15 protein-coding genes are annotated in these 14,811 nt (G+C 67.7%); 9 read left to right on the top strand and 6 right to left on the bottom strand.

Features of this window, described 5'->3' with window-relative positions; translation table 11 throughout:
- Nucleotides 1-47: 47 nt before the first annotated feature.
- Genes RM50_RS03840 through RM50_RS03830 form a run of 3 tightly spaced genes read left to right on the top strand, consistent with a single transcriptional unit; the run spans nucleotide 48 to nucleotide 4,200 of the window.
- Nucleotides 48-1,415, top strand: a complete 1,368-nt coding sequence (locus RM50_RS03840; RefSeq protein WP_043450149.1) for an SLC13 family permease — start codon at nucleotides 48-50, stop codon at nucleotides 1,413-1,415.
- A 50-nt stretch (nucleotides 1,416-1,465) separates the two neighbouring features.
- On the top strand, nucleotides 1,466-2,677 hold the full coding sequence (locus tag RM50_RS03835; protein WP_043450147.1) for a CaiB/BaiF CoA transferase family protein: 1,212 nt from the start codon (nucleotides 1,466-1,468) through the stop codon (nucleotides 2,675-2,677).
- A gap of 2 nt (nucleotides 2,678-2,679) precedes the next feature.
- Entirely contained in the window at nucleotides 2,680-4,200 is a 1,521-nt protein-coding gene (locus RM50_RS03830; protein WP_043450144.1) for a carboxyl transferase domain-containing protein, read from the top strand.
- Nucleotides 4,201-4,292: 92 nt separating this feature from the next.
- Here the strand turns inward: RM50_RS03830 and RM50_RS03825 are convergent, their stop codons facing one another.
- From RM50_RS03825 to RM50_RS03805, 4 genes are all read right to left on the bottom strand, one after another.
- Entirely contained in the window at nucleotides 4,293-4,874 is a 582-nt protein-coding gene (locus tag RM50_RS03825) for a dihydrofolate reductase family protein (RefSeq protein ID WP_043450142.1), read from the bottom strand.
- A gap of 38 nt (nucleotides 4,875-4,912) precedes the next feature.
- On the bottom strand, nucleotides 4,913-5,356 hold the full coding sequence (locus tag RM50_RS03820) for a LapA family protein (RefSeq protein WP_043450140.1): 444 nt from the start codon (nucleotides 5,354-5,356) through the stop codon (nucleotides 4,913-4,915).
- 547 nt (nucleotides 5,357-5,903) lie between these two features.
- On the bottom strand, nucleotides 5,904-6,131 hold the full coding sequence (locus RM50_RS03810) for a hypothetical protein (RefSeq protein WP_043450135.1): 228 nt from the start codon (nucleotides 6,129-6,131) through the stop codon (nucleotides 5,904-5,906).
- Nucleotides 6,132-6,263: 132 nt separating this feature from the next.
- Nucleotides 6,264-7,670 (bottom strand): amidase, encoded by a 1,407-nt coding sequence (locus tag RM50_RS03805; protein ID WP_043450133.1) that lies wholly within the window; start codon nucleotides 7,668-7,670, stop codon nucleotides 6,264-6,266.
- A 187-nt stretch (nucleotides 7,671-7,857) separates the two neighbouring features.
- Here RM50_RS03805 and RM50_RS03800 point away from each other — a divergent pair, with 187 nt between their 5' ends.
- From RM50_RS03800 to RM50_RS03790, 3 genes are all read left to right on the top strand, one after another.
- On the top strand, nucleotides 7,858-8,184 hold the full coding sequence (locus RM50_RS03800; RefSeq protein WP_043450131.1) for a rhodanese-like domain-containing protein: 327 nt from the start codon (nucleotides 7,858-7,860) through the stop codon (nucleotides 8,182-8,184).
- Nucleotides 8,184-9,164 carry a prephenate dehydratase gene (pheA, locus tag RM50_RS03795; RefSeq protein ID WP_043450127.1) on the top strand — a complete coding sequence of 327 codons (981 nt, stop codon included), beginning with the start codon at nucleotides 8,184-8,186 and terminating at the stop codon, nucleotides 9,162-9,164. Before RM50_RS03800 ends, pheA begins: the two co-directional genes overlap by 1 nt.
- 93 nt (nucleotides 9,165-9,257) lie before the next feature.
- Nucleotides 9,258-9,461: a hypothetical protein gene (locus RM50_RS03790; protein ID WP_043450123.1), complete on the top strand. Its 204-nt coding sequence runs from the start codon at nucleotides 9,258-9,260 to the stop codon at nucleotides 9,459-9,461.
- A gap of 26 nt (nucleotides 9,462-9,487) precedes the next feature.
- Here the strand turns inward: RM50_RS03790 and RM50_RS03785 are convergent, their stop codons facing one another.
- On the bottom strand, nucleotides 9,488-10,567 hold the full coding sequence (locus RM50_RS03785; RefSeq protein ID WP_043450120.1) for a diacylglycerol/lipid kinase family protein: 1,080 nt from the start codon (nucleotides 10,565-10,567) through the stop codon (nucleotides 9,488-9,490).
- An 88-nt stretch (nucleotides 10,568-10,655) separates the two neighbouring features.
- Between RM50_RS03785 and serS the strand changes: the two genes are divergently transcribed.
- On the top strand, nucleotides 10,656-11,936 hold the full coding sequence (gene serS / locus RM50_RS03780; protein ID WP_043450118.1) for a serine--tRNA ligase: 1,281 nt from the start codon (nucleotides 10,656-10,658) through the stop codon (nucleotides 11,934-11,936).
- Between the two features lie 79 nt (nucleotides 11,937-12,015).
- Here the strand turns inward: serS and RM50_RS03775 are convergent, their stop codons facing one another.
- Nucleotides 12,016-13,011: a hypothetical protein gene (locus RM50_RS03775; RefSeq protein WP_052259937.1), complete on the bottom strand. Its 996-nt coding sequence runs from the start codon at nucleotides 13,009-13,011 to the stop codon at nucleotides 12,016-12,018.
- A gap of 258 nt (nucleotides 13,012-13,269) precedes the next feature.
- On the opposite strand from RM50_RS03775, the gene RM50_RS03770 reads away from it, so the two are divergent.
- Complete coding sequence (locus RM50_RS03770; RefSeq protein WP_043450325.1) at nucleotides 13,270-14,157, top strand: HAD family hydrolase; 888 nt, start codon at nucleotides 13,270-13,272, stop codon at nucleotides 14,155-14,157.
- A 66-nt stretch (nucleotides 14,158-14,223) separates the two neighbouring features.
- Entirely contained in the window at nucleotides 14,224-14,808 is a 585-nt protein-coding gene (locus RM50_RS03765) for a histidine phosphatase family protein (protein WP_043450116.1), read from the top strand.
- The last annotated feature ends 3 nt before the right edge of the window (nucleotides 14,809-14,811 follow it).

Genomic DNA, 14,811 nt, shown 5'->3' with positions numbered 1-14,811 from the left:
GAGCCAGTAACTCACGTCACATTCTTTCCCCCAACGGAGGACCAACGATGTCCGCTCCTGTCTTGTCGATCATCATCCTGGCGGCGATGTTCCTGCTCGCCACCGTCCTGCCCCTCAATATGGGTGCCCTCGCGTTCGTCGGTGCCTTCCTGCTCGGCTCCGTGGTGCTGGGCATGTCCACCAACGAGATTCTGGCCAACTTTCCCGGCGGCCTCTTCCTGACCATCGTGGGCGTCACGTATCTGTTCGCCATCGCCCAGAACAACGGCACCATCGACCTCCTGGTGCGCGGTGCCGTCAAGTTGGTGGGCAGCCGCGTCGCCCTGATCCCATGGGTCATGTTCGCGATCACCGCCGTCATCACGGCCGTGGGCGCGCTCTCTCCCGCCGCCGTCGCCATCATTGCCCCCATCGCCCTGAGCTTTGCGGGCAAGTACAAGATCAGCCCGCTCCTGATGGGCATGATGGTCATCCATGGCGCCCAGGCCGGCGGCTTCTCGCCCATCGCTGTCTACGGCGTCACTGTCAACGGCATCCTGGCCAAGACCGACCTCGCCTTCAGCCCCACGGCGCTGTTCCTCTCGAGCCTGGTCTTCAACCTGGTCATCGCGCTGGTCCTCTTCGTCGTCCTGGGCGGCAGGAACCTCCTGTCCTCTCGGGTGGGCCAGTTCGTGGAACAGGCAGCGGAGGCGCGCATGGCAGTCAGTGTCGGCGCCAAGGCCGGCGCGGACGTTCCCTTCAAGGGATTCGGATCCGGCATGTACGGGCCCCGCGACCCCGCAGGTGACGGCGTTGCCGCCACCAAGGAGCGCAGGGAGCGGATTCCGCAGCTCGTCACCATTGCCGGCCTGATCGTGCTGGCCGTCGTGGCCCTCGGCTTCAAGATGGACGTCGGATTCGTTTCCATCACCATCGCCATAGTCCTGGCCCTGGTCTCACCCGCAGCCCAAAAAGGCGCCATCAACAAGATCAGCTGGTCCACCGTGCTGCTGATCTGCGGCATGCTGACCTTCGTCGGCGTGCTGGAGGAAGCCGGCACCATCGAATTCGTCTCCGGCGGCGTCGCCGGAATGGGCATGCCGCTCCTGGCCGCACTCATCATTTGCTTCATCGGCGCCGTGGTGTCCGCCTTCGCATCGTCCACGGCCATCCTGGCCGCACTCATCCCGCTCGCCGTGCCGTTCCTCTCCACGGGCGAGATCGGTGCCGTCGGTGTCATCTGCGCCCTCGCCGTTTCAGCCACCATCGTGGACGTTTCGCCCTTCTCCACCAACGGCGCCCTGGTCCTGGCCAACGCGCCGGAGGGCGTGGACAAGGACCGGTTCTACAAGCAGATCCTCGGCTACAGCGGAATCGTCATCGTGGCAGGACCCGTCCTGGCCTGGCTGGCGCTGGTGGTCCCCGGCTGGCTGTAGCCGCCAACGGACCGGCCGGCGCACGCACTTCAGAAAGGAAAACCCAGCACATGAGCACAACTGAAACCACCCGAGGCCCCCTGGCCGGACACCTCGTGGTCGACCTCAGCCGGGCACTGGCCGGACCGCACGCCGGCATGATGCTGGCGGACCTTGGCGCCCGCGTCATCAAAGTGGAGAGCCCCGGCACCGGGGATGACACCCGCGGCTGGGGCCCGCCGTTCGTCGGTCCCGAAGACGACCTGCAGTCCACCTACTTCATGTCCTGCAACCGCAATAAGGAGTCCATCAGCCTGGACCTGAAGAACGGCGACGGCCAGGCGGTGCTCCGCGGCTTGCTGGAGCGGGCAGACGTGGTGATCGAGAACTTCCGGCCCGGCGTGATGGACAGGCTGGGCTTCTCCACGGCCGCCATGCACGCGCTCAACCCCCGGCTGGTGATCCTGTCCATCACCGGCTTTGGCCACGACGGACCCGAATCCCAGCGCAGCGGCTACGACCAGATCCTCCAGGGCGAAGCCGGCCTCATGTCCCTGACCGGTTCCGGGCCGGACGACCCCCAGCGCGTGGGCGTCCCCATCGCCGACCTGCTCTCCGGCATGAACGGGGCGGTTGGCGTCCTGGCGGCCCTGGTCGAGCGGAACAGCACGGGCCGGGGCCAGGTGGTGCGCACCTCCCTGCTGGCATCGCTGATCGGGGTGCATGCCTTCCAGGGCACCAGGACCACGATCGCCGGCGAGGTGCCGCGCGCCCAGGGCAACCACCACCCCTCCATCGCCCCCTACGGCCTGTTCAACTGCAGGGACGGGAGCGTCCAGATCAGCGTCGGCAGCGAGAAGCTCTGGCACACGTTCGCCTCCGCCTTCGGCCTGGACCCGGCCGCCCCGGGCTTTGCCAGCAACGCCGAAAGGGTGCGGAACCGCGCCGGGGTGGTTGCCGCCGTCGAACGCGTCTTTGCCGGCTACGGCGCGGCGGAGCTGCTGGACAAACTGAACGACGCCGGGATCCCGGCAGGGAAGGTCCGCTCCCTGGATGAGGTGTACGCCTGGGAGCAGGTGGCGTCCCAGGGCCTGGTGGTGGACGTGCAGCATCCACTCCTTGGCAAGGTGAGCCTGCCCGGGCCGCCGCTGCGGTTCTTCGCACCGGGGGACACGGCCGAAACCACCCGCACCGAACACGACGCGCCGCCTTTGCTCGACGAGGACGGGCCGGCGATTCGGGAATGGCTGGGCCTGGCCTCTGCCGCAGCCGGGGCGAAGTAGGCATGGCGACGGCGGAAAAGGTACGGCACATGAACGCAGCCGAACTGCTGGGCGCGGTGGTGGACCCCGGCTCCTTCGTTTCCTGGGACACGGAACCGCAGCAGCCGGACCTGTCCGCGGAGTACGCGCAGGACCTGGCCCGCGCCCGGGAGCGCAGCGGCGCCGACGAATCCGTGCTCACCGGCGCCGGCCTCATCCGCGGCCGCCGGGTGGCACTGATCGTCAGCGAATTCTCCTTCCTGGCCGGGTCGATCGGCCACGCGGCGGCGGAAAGGATTGTTGCCGCCGTCGAACGTGCCACGGCTGAGGGGCTTCCCCTGCTGGCCGGCCCCGCCTCCGGCGGAACCCGCATGCAGGAAGGGACGCTTGCATTCCTGTCCATGGTCAAAATCACCGGCGCTGTCCGTGCCCACCGCCAGGCCGGCCTTCCCTACCTTGTCTACCTCCGGCACCCCACCACCGGGGGCGTCATGGCGTCCTGGGGATCCCTGGGACACATCAACGTGGCCGAGCCCGGTGCCCTGCTGGGTTTCCTGGGCCCCAGGGTGTACGAGGCACTCTACGGCCAGCCGTTCCCGGCGAACGTCCAGGTGGCGGAGAACCTCTTCCACAAGGGATTGATCGACGGGGTGGTGGAACCGGGCGATCTTGCCGACCTGGTGGGCCGGGCACTCGCCATGCTGTCCCCGGGGGATCCCGTGGCCGGCCAGGTGCGGCCGGCTCCCCCCGAAACCCTGGGCATCCGGCCGTCAACGGTTGATGCCTGGACGTCCATCGAGCTTTCCCGCCGGCCGCGTCGGCCCGACCTGCGCCAACTGCTGAAGTTCGGCGCCACCGACGCGCTGCCCCTCAACGGCACGGGCCAGGGGGAAAAGGATCCGGGGCTGCTGCTCGCGCTGGCACGTTTCGGAGGCCAGTCCTGCATTGTGCTGGGCCACGCCCGTCCGCTCCGGAGGGACGCGGCCGGGATGGGGCCCGGATCGCTGCGCGAGGCCCGCCGCGGGATGAAGCTCGCGGAGGAACTGCGGCTTCCCCTGCTCACCGTCATCGACACTGCCGGTGCGGCGCTCTCGCAGGAAGCGGAGGAAGGCGGCCTTGCAGGGGAGATCGCCAGGTCGCTGCACGAACTGATCGGGCTGCAATCGCCGTCGGTCTCGGTGCTGCTGGGCCAGGGTGCCGGTGGCGGGGCGCTGGCGCTGCTGCCGGCGGACCGGACCATCGCCGCCCAGCACAGCTGGCTTTCGCCCCTGCCGCCGGAGGGGGCCAGTGCCATCGTGCACCGGACCACCGCTTTCGCGCCCGCAATGGCGCAGGCCCAGGGGGTCAACGTGTCCGCCCTGCACGCCAACGGCCTGGTGGACCACATTGTGGACGAGCGCGGGGATGCTTCACTGGAGCCCCGCGAGTTCTGCACCCGGATGGCCAGGGCGATCGAATATGAACTGGGCGCCGTGGCGTCCACTCCCGTGCCGGATCTCGTGGCAGCACGGGCCCGCAAGTTCGCCACCCTGGGAGCCCGCTGACAGGTCCGGCCTGGCCGGGGCGAACCGCGGCACGGGCGCGGCACGGCGTGGGGCATGCGCTCGACGGCGGTTTGGGCCGCTCGCGCTGTCCCTTACCGGCGGTCGGGGGTGTAGAGGGCCACGATGACGCCGGTGGCAGTAGGTTCCGCTTCCACCAGCCGCAGCGCAGCGCGGCTGCCGCCGGCGAAAAGTTGGTGGCCCGTGCCCAGGACGACGGGATGGATCATGAGCAGGTACTCGTCGATCTGGCCGGCGGACATGAGGGAGCGGATCAGCTCCCCGCTGCCCATGACCACCAGGTTTGAGCTGGTGCCTGCCCGCAGTTCCTGTACGGCGGCGGCAACGTCACCGTGCAGGAGGGTTGAATGGGGCCACTCGAGGTGGGTTTCCGGATTCCTCGATGCGACGTACCTGGGCGTATTGAGCAGGGCGTCCTTGAAGGGGCCGCCCTGCCGGTTCCAGGACTCCAGCAACTGCCGGTAAGTGCGGTGTCCGAACAGGAAGGCGTGGTCCGGGCCCATCCGTTCGCCCATCTTGTGGACGGTGGCCTGGTCTGCATAGGGAACAGCCCAACCGCCGTGGCTGAAGCCGCCGCGGGTATCCTCGTCGGGCCGGCCGGGTCCCTGCATCACGCCGTCGAGCGTCATGTGGTTGGCCACCACAACCTTGCCCATTGTCGCCAGCCTTTCCCGCGCCGGCCTGGCAGCCGCGGTTACCTGCGCTGCCCGGCCCTGTCCCGGTGGGCGTTGGAGCGAAGTTGCAGAATCCGCGCGCCGCCGGCGACGGCTACGAGCACTCCGCCCGTCACGGCGGCGATGAACAGCGCCATGCCCAGCGGGACGGAGCCCTCAAAGCCCAGGAATTTCACCAGCACCAGCTCCTGGTTCTGCAGGATAAAGACGATCAGCAGGATCAAGAGGACCAGGGCGGCCACCACCGCGGCCCAAATGACCCCGGCACGGGTGACTTTGCGTTCGGGAGCAGCCCCCGCCGTCGGCCCGGTGCCCGTGGCTTCCGGGCCATCCGCCCGGTAGGAGGGCGCGTTGCCATAACCCGCAGGCCGTCCCGCCGGTGTTGCCGTGGGAGTGGGCTGTGCCGTGCCAGGTTCGGTTTCCGGCTGCCTGTCAGGTGTAGGCGTACTCTGTCCTGCGCTCATAGTCGTCCTCTTCCCGAATGCTAAGCATGCTTATCGTTCAACCATAGACGCCCTGGTTGCCGCAGCACAACGACCGGACGACGCCGGCGGCGGGCTCAGCTGCAGCACCTCGGGGTTTGGAAACGGTGCCGGCATGGCAGAGGGGCCCCGTCAGGACCCCTCCGTGACCCCTGCCCGGTTACCCGGCCCGGGCGTCAGACCCTCTCCTTGCTCCGTTCAGCGGAGGGGGTGCGTGCCGCAGGCGTCCTGCGCCACTTGGGAAAGGCCCAGAACGTGAAATCCTGTGCCTTGACCGGCTTCTCCGGCGTCTCCGCAGGGGTTGACGGTTCCGCTTCAGGCCGGCGCGTGGTTTCTTTCCTGGCGCCCCACCCAAAGTCCTTGCTCGATGCGTAGCACATCACAGACCTCCTTATGGTGACTGCCTATTAATCGTCCTCCTGATCCCTCCGGGAGTCGACAGTCAGCGCCAAACGCCTGCGCCGGGACCCTGCCTGCACGTCAAAAACGCTGGCGCCCGGAAATTTCCTGCGCCGGCGATTACTTCGGGCTAGCTGCCGGCCGCCACCACGTCCTGGGCCTCCTGCGGGCCATGGAAGTCGCACGGACCCTGGTGGCGCAGCGGAAGCAGGCAGGTCCTGCCGGTGGGCAGGTGGACCAGGGCGCACCGGCCGGTCATGGCGAGGTCTTCCCTGACGTTGGTGTTGCTTAGGTCCGGGCGGCCGTCGGCAGCCGTTGCGTCCGTTTCGGCGCCGGTCGCGTTGGTTTCAGCGTTCATGCAGGACAACTCCTCGTGGAGCACTTGATGGTGGAGGAAACGGGATGGCGCCTTACCAGTCTGGTCAAGCCAGGTTACGGCCGGGTTAAGCCGCCGTTAGGTTCAGGTCAACAGCGGGGACCGGGGTGGCCCCTAGAAACCCAGCTGGTGGGCGACCTGCAGGAGGACGGCCTCGGAACCCATCGGGCCCACCAGTTGGATGCCCATGGGGAGCCCGCTGCCGCTGGAACCGCCGGTCCAGTGCACCGGAATAGTGATGGCGGGCAGGCCGCACACGTTCACCATCGATGACCACGGCGCGTACTCGCACTGCTTCCGGTAGTCGCCGTCGGCGTCTCCGGGCCACTGGGCGGACGGCCAAGGCTCACTGCCGTGGGCGGTCCCGGTGAACCAGCCCACCGGACGCGGGGTCTGCGCCAGTGCGGGCATCAGCATCAGGTCCCACTCGCCGTACTGGGCCAGGGTGTCGTGCTGGAACCGGCGCAGGAATGCCAGCGACTCGGCAAGCTTGGCCGGGCTGCGTTGCTGGGCGCGCCGCCTGAAGGTCCGGGTGAGGGGTGCCAGCGAGGCTTCGCGTGCGGGGCTGATCCGGGCAGCGCCAACCCCGGCCGTCCAGGCGGTGGTGAAGGCGTCCGGGTACCGGTTGTCGTAACGGATGGCGGCGTCGCCAAGGGTATGGCCCGCGTGTTCCAGGAGGTTTTCGCCTGCGCGGAGCGCGTCCAGGGCCTCCTGGTCCGGGGTGAAGGGGAACGTGCCGGACCAGGGGCTGTCCAGGGTGATGCCGATCCTCAGGCGCGGCGGCTCCCGCCGAAGCGCCCCAAGGTAGTGGCCGCCGGGCGCCATGGCGTCCATCATCAGCGCTGCGTCCTCCGCGTTCCGGGCGAGCGGACCAGGCACCACCAGCCGTGCGGGATCGCCCGCGCTCTCCCCGGCTGCCACCAGCCCGCGGCCTGGCTTCAACCCGACGAGTCCGCAGGCCGCAGCTGGGATGCGGACTGATCCGCCGCCGTCGGTCCCCGGGGCAAAGGGGAGCAGCCCTGCCGCGACGGCGGCTGCACTGCCCCCGGAGGACCCGCCCGGGCTCCTGCTGGGTGCGTGCGGATTGCGCGACGGCGGGGCGATGCGGTTTTCGCTGTAGGCCGTCAGTCCGAATTCGGGCACCTGGGTCTTGCCCAGCGAGATCACGCCGGCGTCCTTGAAGAGGGCCACCAGCGGGGCGTCCGCCGGGGCGGGCTTGTGGTCCAGGGCGGCACTGCCGTGGGTGGTCACCACGCCGGCCACATCGGTGAGGTCCTTGAAGGCAATCGGCATGCCATGCAGCAGGGGCAGATCGCCGCCGGCTGTGCGGGAGCGGCGGGCATCAGCCGCCTTCGCCTGTTCCAGTGCCTGCCCGGTGGTGACGGTGATGAAGGCGCCCAGCAGGGGGTTGCGCTGTTCGATGCGGGCCAGGAAATGGGCGGCGGCCTCCACCGCGGACACCTCTCCGGTACGCAGGAGGTTCCGCAGCTCCACCGCCGGGAGGTCGTGCAGCTCAACCATGCGGGCCTCCTGTCCTCTCGCGGGTGGTTTCCGGCCTGGCGGGCGCTGCGCAGGCTCCAGTTGGGACTTCGAACCCAACGGAAGCCCCAACGTCACCAAGAAGCCTAGCCTTGCCCGTCCATCTGCTGGCCGGAGCAGGACCTACTAGGCTTAATACTGACTTTGATCCACCACGACAGGACTCCCGATGAGTGATTTCGATACCGTCCCCGTCCACGACATCCCCGCCGACGCCGTCATCCTGGACGTCAGGGAGGACTATGAGTGGGTCGCCGGCCATGCAGACGGCGCCCTCCACATCCCCATGGACCAGATCCCGGCCCGGCTGGACGAGCTCGACCCCGACGAGGACATCTACGTCATCTGCCGGACCGGCGGCCGCTCCTTCCGGGCTGCCCAATGGCTGACGGGCCAGGGCTACACCGCCATCAACGTTGCCGGCGGTATGGACCAGTGGCTGGAATCCGGCAAGCCGCTGGTTTCGGACAACGGGCTGAAGCCCTTGGTGCTTTAGTGCCGGCACACTCCCCGGTGTACGCCTTCCTGGGACCCGAGGGGACGTTCACGGAGGCAGCGCTGCTGCACGTACCCGGCGCATTGCAGGCGGCCCGAGTCCCGGCGTCGAACGTCAATGCTGCACTCGACATGGTCCGCGCAGGGCAGGCCGACGCCGCGATGGTCCCCATCGAGAACTCCGTGGAGGGCGGCGTTACCGCCACCCTGGACGCTATCGCGTCCGGCCAGGAACTCCGGATTATCCGGGAAGTCCTGGTGCCCATCAGCTTTGTCCTGGTGGCCCGGCCTGGAGTGCAGCTTCGGGATGTACGGCGGGTTTCCACGCACGGCCATGCCTGGGCGCAGTGCCGGGTATGGATGGATACCAACATTCCTCAAGCGGAATACGTTCCCGGCTCCTCTACAGCGGCGTCGGCCATGGGCCTGCTGGCCGACGAGTGCCACTATGACGCGGCGATCTGCGCGCCCCTTGTCGCACACGGGCACCCGGGTCTCTCGATGCTGGCCGAAAATATCGGGGACAACCCGGAGGCGGTGACCCGCTTCATCCTGGTCAGCCGCCCGGGCGCACTGCCGGCGCGGACCGGCGCCGACAAGACGACAGTGGTGGTCCCGCTTCCCCAGGACCGTCCCGGCGCGCTGATGGAAATCCTGGACCAGTTCGCCAGCCGCGGGGTCAATCTCAGCAGGATCGAATCGCGCCCCACCGGACAGTACCTGGGCCACTACTTCTTCAGCATCGACGCGGAGGGCCACGCCGGTGAGGCGCGGGTGGCGGATGCGCTGGCCGGGCTGCACCGCATCAGCCCCGGCATCCGCTTCCTGGGTTCGTATGCCCGGGCTGACGGGCAAGCAACACCCGTGCCGGGGTACACCTCGGACGCGGCTTTTTCGGCTGCCGGATCCTGGGTGGATTCCATCCTCGGCAGGGAATCCGGTGCAGGTGAAAACGGTTCCGCGGCTTCGCCCACAGCGTAGGTGAATACCGTCCGGAGTACTTCCCCGGGCTGTGGACAATGCGTATGCTTGCTTGATCCACAGGGGTATGGCCCCGGATGAAGGGAGCGGGTCATGACCAGCAGCAATGACAATGACGGCCAGGGGATGATCGTCAACCCCAAGCCCGCCGCGGACAACCAGGACTGGGACGGGGACGAAGCCGACCGCGCCGACCGCCTGCGCTTCGAAGAGGAGCAGGCAATGATCCGTGAGCAGTCCGAGGCCCGCGCTGCCGCGAAAGCCGCTGCGGAGGCTGCGAAGAAGGCCAGCGCCTGACCACGCCCAGGACTTATTGCCGCCGCCTACCTGATTGCGGCGCTGCTGCCGTGTGACTGCCCCCTGACCCGGACCAGGAGCGACCGCGGTTCCACCTGCACGGTGAGCTTCGTCGCCTCCCCGGACGTGTCGCCGTCGAGCTGTGTGGGCATGGGTTCCGGGCACTTGATGACCACCCGGCCGGACCGGTAGACGGTCATGATCGGCAGCTTTCCGCTGTGCTTGAACATGATTTTCACGTACATCAGCAGCCAGCCCATCACGCTGCGCGGGCTCATCACCACTACATCGAGCATCCCGTCGTCGATCATGGCCTGCGGGATGAAGTCGATCCCACCCGGCACCAGCCCGCAGTTGGCGAAAAGGACGCTGCGGATGTTGCGGATCTGCTCGGGACTGTCGTCCAGGGAGATGGAGACCTTCTTGCGCCGTCCCGGCAGGTGGCGGACGCCCGCTTCGGTGTAGGCCAGCCAGCCCACGGCCTTCTTCAGCCCCGCGTTGGTGTCGGCCAGGACTTCGGCGTCCATGCCGATCCCGGCAATGACCAGGAACACGTGCTCTGAGTAGTGCCCGGTCCGCGAGTTTTCGATGGCCATCCGCGCCGTGTCGATGTAGCGCTGGCGGCCGAACAGGGCAGTCTGGACGCTTGCATGCAGGTCACTGACGTCCAGGTCCACGTTGCGGGCCAGCAGGTTTCCGGTGCCCAGCGGGATCAGGCCCATCGCGATCTCGGTGTGCGCCAGCGCCTCAGCCACCACGCGGACCGTGCCGTCGCCACCGCCCACCAGGACGACGTCGGGTTTGCCGGCCAGGGCGGCCTTGACCTGCGAGAAGCCGGGGTCCTCCGCCGTGGTCTCGTAAAAGACCGGCGCCTGCCACCCCGCGGCAAGGCAGGCCCGCTGGATGGTTGCCCTGGCTTCCTCGGCGCGTGCCTTCACCGGATTCAGGACCACCGCCACCCGCTGCTGGGCCAGGCCTATGTCGTAGGCTTCGCCGGCCACGGTGCTGCGTATATGCAGTGCCTTGAGGCGGCGGACGCCCCACCAGCTCGAGGTGGCGAAGGCAAGCGCCACCGCAATCAGCAGGTAGAGAATCCAGTCGCTCATGGTGGTTCAACAGTAGCCCGGCGCACGGCGGGCGGCGGCACGGCGCCGGGCGCCCGCCGTCGTGCACTGAATTGGATACCCTTGTCTGGTGATCGACGTAAAAGACCTCAGCGAAAACCCGGACAAGTACCGTGCCAGCCAGCGTGCCCGCGGCGCCGATGAATCAGTGGTGGACGCGATCATCTCCGCGGATTCCGCCCGCCGTGCCGCACTGATCCGTTTCGAAAACCTCCGGGCTGAACAGAACGTGTTCGGCAAGAAGGTGGCGCAGGCCAAGGGTGAGGAAAAGCAGGCGCTGCTGGCCGAGGTCAAGGAGCTGGCCAACTCCGTCAAGGCAGCTTCCGCCGAGGCTGATGCCGCGCAGACCAAGCAGGAAGAGCTGCTGCGCACCATCCCCAACCTCATCGAGGACGGCGTTCCCGAAGGCGGCGAAGACGACTACGTGGTGGTCAAGACCGTCGGCACGCCGCGTGAATTCCCTGACTTCACGCCGAAGGACCACCTGGAGATCGGTGAGCTGATTGGCGCCATCGACATGGAACGCGGGGCCAAGGTCTCCGGCGCGCGGTTCTACTTCCTCCGCGGCGTGGGCGCCCGGCTGGAGATGGCCCTGCTGCAGATGGCCATGGACCAGGCCATCGAAGCCGGCTTTATTCCGATGATCACCCCCACGCTGGTGCGGCCCGAGACCATGCAGGGCACCGGCTTCGACGTCAAGCACGACGCCGAGATCTACCGCCTGGCCGAGGACGACCTGTACCTGGTGGGCACCTCGGAGGTCGCCCTCGCCGGGTACCACGCGGACGAGATCCTGGACTTCTCGGCAGGTCCCATCCGGTATGCCGGCCAGAGCTCCTGCTACCGGCGCGAAGCCGGATCGCACGGCAAGGACACCCGCGGGATCATCCGCGTGCACCAGTTCAACAAGGTGGAGATGTTCATCTACACCACGGTGGAGGAAGCCGCAGCGGAGCACCAGCGCCTGCTTGCGTGGGAAGAGGAAATGCTGGCCAAGTGCGAGCTGCCGTACCGCGTGATCGATACCGCCGCCGGCGACCTGGGCACCTCAGCCGCGCGGAAGTACGACTGCGAAGCCTGGGTCCCCACCCAGGGCGCGTACCGCGAGCTGACGTCCACGTCCAACTGCACCACCTTCCAGGCCCGCCGCCTGAACATCCGGGAGCGGGTAGTGAACGCGGAGGGCGTTTCCAAGGGCACCCGCGCCGTGGCCACCCTGAACGGTACGCTGGCCACCACCCGCTGGATTGTGGCGCTCCTGGAGCACCACCAGAACCCGGACGGCTCGGTCAAAGTCCCCAAGGCGCTGCAGAAGTACCTGGGCGGGCTTGAGGTCCTGCCGGTTCTCTAGTCCTGTGTGATACACCCGCATCTGGACAGTTCACCCTTGGACGGACAGTGCACCCGCGAGTGCGGGGGTGCACTGTCCGTCAGTGGGTGCCGGATGATCTGCTCCGGGTGCTCTGCAGGCCTGCCCGCCGGAGGCATGCCGCGAAGCGGGTGGCGTCTGAAGCCGTTGCCCAGTCCCATCGAACAAACCGGAAACCCGCTGCCCGCAGCCTGTCCTCGCGTTTCTTCTCCGCCAGCACGGTTTGCCGTGCCGTCCGTGTACCCAGGTAGTCGTCACTCAGGTACTTTGCGTCGCCGTCGAACTCCCCGATAAGCCGGTACTTAGGCCAAAAGAAGTCAGTCCGGGCGAGCAGTGAACCCCCCTGCCGGAACGTTGCTTGGAGCATGGGGGCCGGAAAGCCGAGCAGATGCATCTGGGCGCGGCTGAGCGATTCACCAGCCGACTCTGACTCGGGCGAGGCGAAGTCGAGCACCTTGGCCACCCAATCCCGGCGGGCTCCTGAGGGGAGCCGGGAAGCCTTGTCCAGCAGTTCATCCTTGCTGAGCGCAGGTCCCGAAGGGCGGCGGCTGCTGATGGCGTGATCCGCCAGCACTACTCCTGCCGCGAAGCTCTCCCTCGCGATGACTTCCACTACGGTCGCGGGCAGGGGAGTCACCTGAAGCCCTGCGTACTCAACTGCGGCAGGATGCCCCGGATGCCTATGAACTCCGTAAGCGCTGATGTGTTCGATGCCCGTTACTCCGAAATAGTTGCAGGCTGCGGAAGTGGTTGACTGCTTCCGCCCGGTGTGCCCCCTCGATGCCCCGGCCAGATCGACGTACCCGGGAACTGCGAGGAGGGCCAGGTTCCAAACAGCAATGGCTGAGTTCAGGCAAAATGTGGATCCCGGGAGCTCCAAATCCACGGCGCGGACTGTCTGGAGATATCTTTCCCACGGAGCCAGGGATACCCACTCTTCCTTGTCGGCGTAAACACCTTTGCGGACGCGGACGAGTTCACCCCGCGCATAGCGCCTGCTGAGTGAACGGGTGTCACCCGTGGTGCGGCGGAGGTCCTGCGCGGAGATCAGGTGCATGCCACTTATCCTCACCGGCCAACGGACGGCCGTTGAAGGGGAAAGCCCGGGCATGTGGACAACCTTGGATTTCGCATTTGCACCGCCGTATGGACGGTGCACCGGTGCGGGCGGCGCTGTGATGTCCGCAGACGGGTGCATTACGAAGCTGACGAGCACCGGCCCCCAAATGTGGAAATCCGCCGTGTTAACCAACAGTTCAATAAACCTGTGGTCCGCGTCCTAGCGCCTGTCAGTTACGTCTGGTTCACTATGTGGATGACAACGCTGACTGAAACCTCAGTCGCCGGCAACGATGACCGGCGAGACACCAATCGAGACAACCACCAGGACAACGCCGGCTTCACCGGTGTCGACCGGAAGTTCATGGTCGCCCTGGATGTGGACGGGACCCTGGTGAACCACGACGGCCACATGTCCCCGGGAGTACGGGAGGCCGCGCAGGCGGTGGTGGCCGCAGGGCATGAAGTGATGATTGCCACCGGCCGCTCCTTGAATGCCACCCTTCCCATCATCGAAAAGATCGGCATCGAGCGCGGGTACGCCATCTGCTGCAACGGCGGCGTGACGCTCCGGCTCCACCCGGAACTGGAGAACGGCTACGAGGTGATCCACAAGGCTACGTTCGACCCCGCCCCGGCCCTGCGCGCACTCCGGGAACGGCTGCCCTCGGCCAAGTACGCCCTCGAGGACGCCGACGGCAATTTCCTCTCCACCGAGCGGTTCCAGGACGCCAGCTTCGGCGTCGAGGCCATCGGCGTTGACTTCCACACCATGCTGGAGGCCACCGCCGTGCGCGTGGTGGTGTTCAGCACCGAGAACACGCCCGAGGAGTTCAACGAGGCCATCAACCACGTGGGACTTGCGGGCGTGACGTACTCCGTGGGCTGGACCGCATGGCTGGACATCGCCGCAGCCGGCGTCACCAAGGCCAGCGCCCTGGAAAACCTCCGGGTCCGGCTTGGCTTCGAAGAGCACCTGACCGTCGCGGTGGGCGACGGCCGGAACGACATCGAGATGCTCGCCTGGGCCGGCAGGGGGGTGGCCATGGGGCAGGCTCCCGCGGAAGTGGTGGCCGCAGCGGATGAGGTCACCCACTCCGTGCACGACGACGGCGCGGCCCACGTGCTGCGCAGCCTCCTCTGAGCCAGGCAGGGCAGGGCCCGCTGCCGCGATTCCGGTCGGCGGCCGGCGCCAAGGCAGAATAGAGGCATGACCCTTACGACGTTCGCCCTCGTCCGCCATGGCCAGACCGACTGGAATGCCGAGCGCCGGCTGCAGGGATCCACCGACATCCCGCTGAACGACGTCGGACGCGGACAGGCGCGTGCCGCCGTCGGCATCCTGGCCCCGTACGAATGGGACGCCATCGTCTCCTCGCCGCTGAGCCGTGCCGCTGAAACGGCCGACCTGATCGCGGAAGGCCTCGGGCTGACCGTGGCCCGCCGCGTCCCGGAACTCACCGAGCGCAGCTTCGGCCCCGCCGAAGGAATGCAGGCCGGCCCCGAGCTGGAGGCGCTGCGCGTCCCCGGCGGGTTCAAGGGTGCCGAGAGCGAAGAGGAGGCCGCCGACCGCGGCATTGCAGCCCTGGAAGCCCTGGCGGAGGAGTTCCGCGGCCGGCGGCTCCTGGTGGTCACCCACGGCACCCTCCTGCGCGTCACGCTCAGCCGCGCCATCGGCCAGACCCTCACCAGCGTGGACAACGCGGCCCTCAACCTTGCGCACCACCACGCGATCGATGGCTGGAAGCTGGAGTACTTCAACGGCGAGCCGGTCATGGCTGCCACCGGGAGCTGAACC

Source organism: Pseudarthrobacter phenanthrenivorans, assembly GCF_000813845.1.
Classification (GTDB): Bacteria; Actinomycetota; Actinomycetes; order Actinomycetales; family Micrococcaceae; genus Arthrobacter; species Arthrobacter phenanthrenivorans_B.
This window is presented reverse-complemented; position numbering and strand designations above follow the sequence as displayed.

Bases quoted from the DNA above. Each gene is read 5' to 3' on its own strand.
- RM50_RS03765 (WP_043450116.1), top strand. From the start codon at position 14,224: ATGACCCTTACGACGTTCGCCCTCGTCCGCCATGGCCAGACCGACTGG.
- RM50_RS03830 (WP_043450144.1), top strand. From the start codon at position 2,680: ATGGCGACGGCGGAAAAGGTACGGCACATGAACGCAGCCGAACTGCTG.
- RM50_RS03770 (WP_043450325.1), top strand. From the start codon at position 13,270: ATGACAACGCTGACTGAAACCTCAGTCGCCGGCAACGATGACCGGCGA.
- RM50_RS03785 (WP_043450120.1), bottom strand. From the start codon at position 10,567: ATGAGCGACTGGATTCTCTACCTGCTGATTGCGGTGGCGCTTGCCTTC.
- RM50_RS03790 (WP_043450123.1), top strand. From the start codon at position 9,258: ATGACCAGCAGCAATGACAATGACGGCCAGGGGATGATCGTCAACCCC.
- RM50_RS03805 (WP_043450133.1), bottom strand. From the start codon at position 7,670: ATGGTTGAGCTGCACGACCTCCCGGCGGTGGAGCTGCGGAACCTCCTG.
- RM50_RS03800 (WP_043450131.1), top strand. From the start codon at position 7,858: ATGAGTGATTTCGATACCGTCCCCGTCCACGACATCCCCGCCGACGCC.
- RM50_RS03775 (WP_052259937.1), bottom strand. From the start codon at position 13,011: ATGCACCTGATCTCCGCGCAGGACCTCCGCCGCACCACGGGTGACACC.
- RM50_RS03825 (WP_043450142.1), bottom strand. From the start codon at position 4,874: ATGGGCAAGGTTGTGGTGGCCAACCACATGACGCTCGACGGCGTGATG.
- RM50_RS03820 (WP_043450140.1), bottom strand. From the start codon at position 5,356: ATGAGCGCAGGACAGAGTACGCCTACACCTGACAGGCAGCCGGAAACC.
- RM50_RS03835 (WP_043450147.1), top strand. From the start codon at position 1,466: ATGAGCACAACTGAAACCACCCGAGGCCCCCTGGCCGGACACCTCGTG.
- RM50_RS03810 (WP_043450135.1), bottom strand. From the start codon at position 6,131: ATGAACGCTGAAACCAACGCGACCGGCGCCGAAACGGACGCAACGGCT.
- RM50_RS03840 (WP_043450149.1), top strand. From the start codon at position 48: ATGTCCGCTCCTGTCTTGTCGATCATCATCCTGGCGGCGATGTTCCTG.